Here is a 3,301-nt window from a genome sequence, read left to right as displayed (position 1 = left end):
TTGAGGCTGATGTCGATGTCGGTCCAGCGCGCGAAATGCTCGGACATGTACTCCGCCACGACGGTGTCCGCGTTCCCGATGCCGCCGAGCGTCTCGTCGGAGAAGACGACGCCGAAGCCGAACGTGTCCTCTGCCCGGTTCCTTTCCCAGACGGTCACCTCGTGCGAAGGGTCGAGCTGTTTCATGAGGGCGGAGAAATACAGGCCGCCGGGGCCGCCGCCGATGACTGCGATTTTCACTGCGTGAATTCCTTTCAGACCTGGGTGCCGTTGGTTTCGGCGGCCTGCTCGCGCAGGCGGTAATGCTGGAGCTTTCCGCTCGGATTCCTCGGGAGGGCGTCGACGAAGCGGACGTCGCGGGGGTATTTGTAGGGGGCGATCTGGGACTTGACGAAGTCCTGGATCTCCTTGCGCTTGGCGTCGTCGCCCTCGACTCCTTCGCGCAGCACGACGAAGGCGCACACGACCGTTCCGCGTTCTGGGTCCGGGCGGCCCACGACGCCGCACTCGACGACGTCGGGGTGCTCGTTCACGGCTGCCTCGACCTCGGGGGCGCCGATGTTGTAGCCGGAGGAGATGATCATGTCGTCGGCGCGGGCCTGGTAGTAGAAGTAGCCGTCGGCGTCCCGGTAGAACGTGTCGCCGGTGACGTTCCAGCCGTTCACCACATAGGAGAGCTGACGCTCGTCGGAGAGGTAGCGGCATCCGGTCGGGCCGATCACCGCGAGCCGTCCGAGCTCGCCCGGGGCGGCCTCGTTGCCCTCGGCGTCCAGGATGGTCGCGCGGTACCCGGGGACGGCGCGTCCCGTGGCGCCCGGGACGATGTCATCGCCTGCGGCGGAGATGAACACGTGCAGGAGCTCGGTCGCGCCGATGCCGTTGATGAGCTTCAGGCCCGTCTCCTCGTGCACGTGGTGCCAGGTCTCCTGCGGCAGGTGCTCCCCGGCGGAGACGGCTTTCTTCACGCCCGCGAGGAGGTCCGCGTGCCCGGCCTTGAGGATCGCTCGGTAGGCGGTGGGCGCCGTCGCGAGGATCGTCACCCCGTGCGCGGCCACGAGCTGCGCGAACTCGACCGGCGGCGCCTTCTCGACCAGCAGCGATGCCGCCCCGAAGTGCAGCGGGAAGACCACGAGGGAGCCGAGCCCGAACGTGAAGGCCAGCGGCGCGGAGCACGCGAAGACGTCCTCCGGCGTCGGCTTGAGGATGTGCCGCGCGAAGGTGTCCGCGTTGGCGAGGATGTCCCGGTGGAAGTGCATCGTGATCTTGGGGACCCCGGTGCTGCCGGACGTCGGGCCCAGGAGGGCGACGTCGTCGGCCGCCGTCGGCACCGCCTCGAAGACCCCGCTCTTGGCCGCCGCGCGCTGGGTGAGATCGTCCGCGCCCTCGCCGCCGTAGCGCACGACGGGCACGGCGCCGGTGCCGAGGGAGCGCAAGGCGAGTTCGACGACGTCGCCGAACCTGTGGTCGACGAGCGCCACGGAGGGCTTCGTCTTCGCGATGATCGGCTCGAGCTCGGCGGCGCGCAGCGCGTGCATCGTGGTGACGACGACGCCGCCCGCCTTGAGCACGCCGAGCCAGGCGGCGATGGTCCACGGGTTGTTGGGGGAGCGCAGCAGGACGCGGTTTCCGGGGAGCAGGCCGAGGTCCTCGGCGAGGACCTGGGCGACCTGGTTGGCCCGCGTCTGCAGCTCGCCGTAGCTCCAGCGCGTGCCGTCCGGGGCGAGCACGGCCGTGCGGTCGGCTCCGAACCGTTCGACCGCGCGGTCGATCAGCGCGGAGCCGGCATTGAGCCGGTCGGGGTACTGCAGCTCGGGGAGGGTGAATTCGAAGGTCGGCCACTGCGAGGCGGGGGGAAGGCTGTCGCGCGTGAACGAGTCGACGTGTGCTGATGGTGAGAGGGCCATCGAAAAGCGCCTTTCGCTAAAGCTGTTTCTCAGCGGCCCGGCCGGACCATGGCCTCTTGGGCCACGGTGGCGACGAGGCGGCCATCGGTGTCGAAGAACCGGCCCAGGCCCAGGCCGCGGCCCGACTGCGCGCCGGCGGCCTCCTGGACGTAGAGGAGCCATTCGTCCACCCGCGCTGGGCGATGGAACCACATGGCGTGGTCGAGGCTCGCGGTGGTCAGGCCCGGGTCGGCCCACGCGTGCCCGAGCGCGCGGAGCGTCGGCTCGATGATCGTGTAGTCGCAGACGTAGGCGAGGGCCGCGGTGTGTAGGCGCTCGCCGTCGAGCGCTCCTTCGTAGGCGTCGAGGCTCTCGAACGCCCGCACCCACAGCGCCTGGTGCGGCTTCCGCTCGCCCTCGACCCGCACGTACACCGGCCCCGGCACGTGCCGCATGTCGAAGGAGCGGCCCGTGGACCAGTACTCCTTGGACGCCTCGGTGAGGGTCCCCGCCTCGGGCGTGCCGGGCTCGAGGGCGGCGAGGTACTCCGCGGAACTCGGCAGCGTCTCGGGGGCCGGGATTCCGGCGGGCTCCGCCGGGCTGAGCTCCTCGCCCTCCTCGGGAACCTGGAACGAGGCGAGCGCGGTGTAGACGGGCTTGCCGTTCTGGAAGGCCCGCACCTGCCGGGTCGAGTAGCCGCGGCCGTCGCGCAGGAGCTCCACTTCGTAGCGGACCTCGGTCCCGATATCGACGGGCCGCATGAAGTAGGAGTGCATCGAGTGGAGCCGGCGGTCCGTCTCCGTCGAGAGCATCGCCGCCGCCGCGGCCTGCGCCACCATGTCCCCGCCGTAGGCCTTGGGCCAGGGGCAGTACTGCGTCGTGGCGGACCAGGCCAGGTCGTAGTGCTCCGGCTCGCAGGGCCTGAGGTCGAGCGCCGCGAGCAGTGGGGCGGCGGTCCCGCGCACTTCGAGGGAGGCGGCCGTGGACTCGGTGCTCATGCCCGCCGATAGCCTTCGAGCTCGGAGTCGTCCACGTCCTCGAGGTTGATCACGATGTTCTCCGGGGTGCGCGTGGTCAGCCACACGAGCTCCTCGGTGACGGACATGTTCGCCTCGACGTGGGGCATGAACGGCGGGACGAAGACCCAGTCGCCGGCGCTCATGTCGAGGTAGTCCTTGAAGCCCTCGCCGAAGTAGATCCGGCCCTGGCCGCGGAGCACGTAGCCGCCGGTCTCGGCTTCCCCGTGGTGGTGGGGGAGCGAGCGGTAGCCGGGCTTGTTGGAGACCTGCCCGAACCAGATCTTTGTAGCAGGGGTGTGCTGGATCGAGACGCCCGAGACGCGGACGCAATCGCCGGACTGCATGGTCTGAGTGTCCTCGTGTCCGGCGCGCGTGACTACGGGGATCACTCGGCCGTCCG

The 3,301-nt window shown here is 70.0% G+C and carries 4 protein-coding genes; all 4 read right to left on the bottom strand.

The window, feature by feature from the left end; genetic code table 11:
- On the bottom strand, positions 1 to 239 hold a 239-nt coding region (locus tag ACTHL9_RS07510; protein WP_440518225.1), incomplete at its 3' end, for an NAD(P)-binding protein.
- A 14-nt stretch (positions 240 to 253) separates the two neighbouring features.
- Positions 254 to 1,903, bottom strand: a complete 1,650-nt coding sequence (locus tag ACTHL9_RS07505; protein ID WP_440518224.1) for an AMP-binding protein — start codon at positions 1,901 to 1,903, stop codon at positions 254 to 256.
- A gap of 29 nt (positions 1,904 to 1,932) precedes the next feature.
- Complete coding sequence (locus ACTHL9_RS07500) at positions 1,933 to 2,880, bottom strand: acyl-CoA thioesterase (protein WP_440518223.1); 948 nt, start codon at positions 2,878 to 2,880, stop codon at positions 1,933 to 1,935.
- A partial coding sequence (locus ACTHL9_RS07495) for a cupin domain-containing protein (protein ID WP_440518222.1) occupies positions 2,877 to 3,301 on the bottom strand: 425 nt, incomplete at its 5' end. The genes ACTHL9_RS07495 and ACTHL9_RS07500, both read right to left, overlap by 4 nt.

The organism is Sinomonas sp., assembly GCF_051955515.1.
In the GTDB taxonomy this organism is placed as follows: Bacteria; Actinomycetota; Actinomycetes; order Actinomycetales; family Micrococcaceae; genus Sinomonas.
This window is presented reverse-complemented; position numbering and strand designations above follow the sequence as displayed.

What these genes read in the sequence shown, in the direction of transcription:
- ACTHL9_RS07500 (WP_440518223.1), bottom strand. Translation starts at nt 2,880, where the DNA reads ATGAGCACCGAGTCCACGGCCGCCTCCCTCGAAGTGCGCGGGACCGCC.
- ACTHL9_RS07505 (WP_440518224.1), bottom strand. Translation starts at nt 1,903, where the DNA reads ATGGCCCTCTCACCATCAGCACACGTCGACTCGTTCACGCGCGACAGC.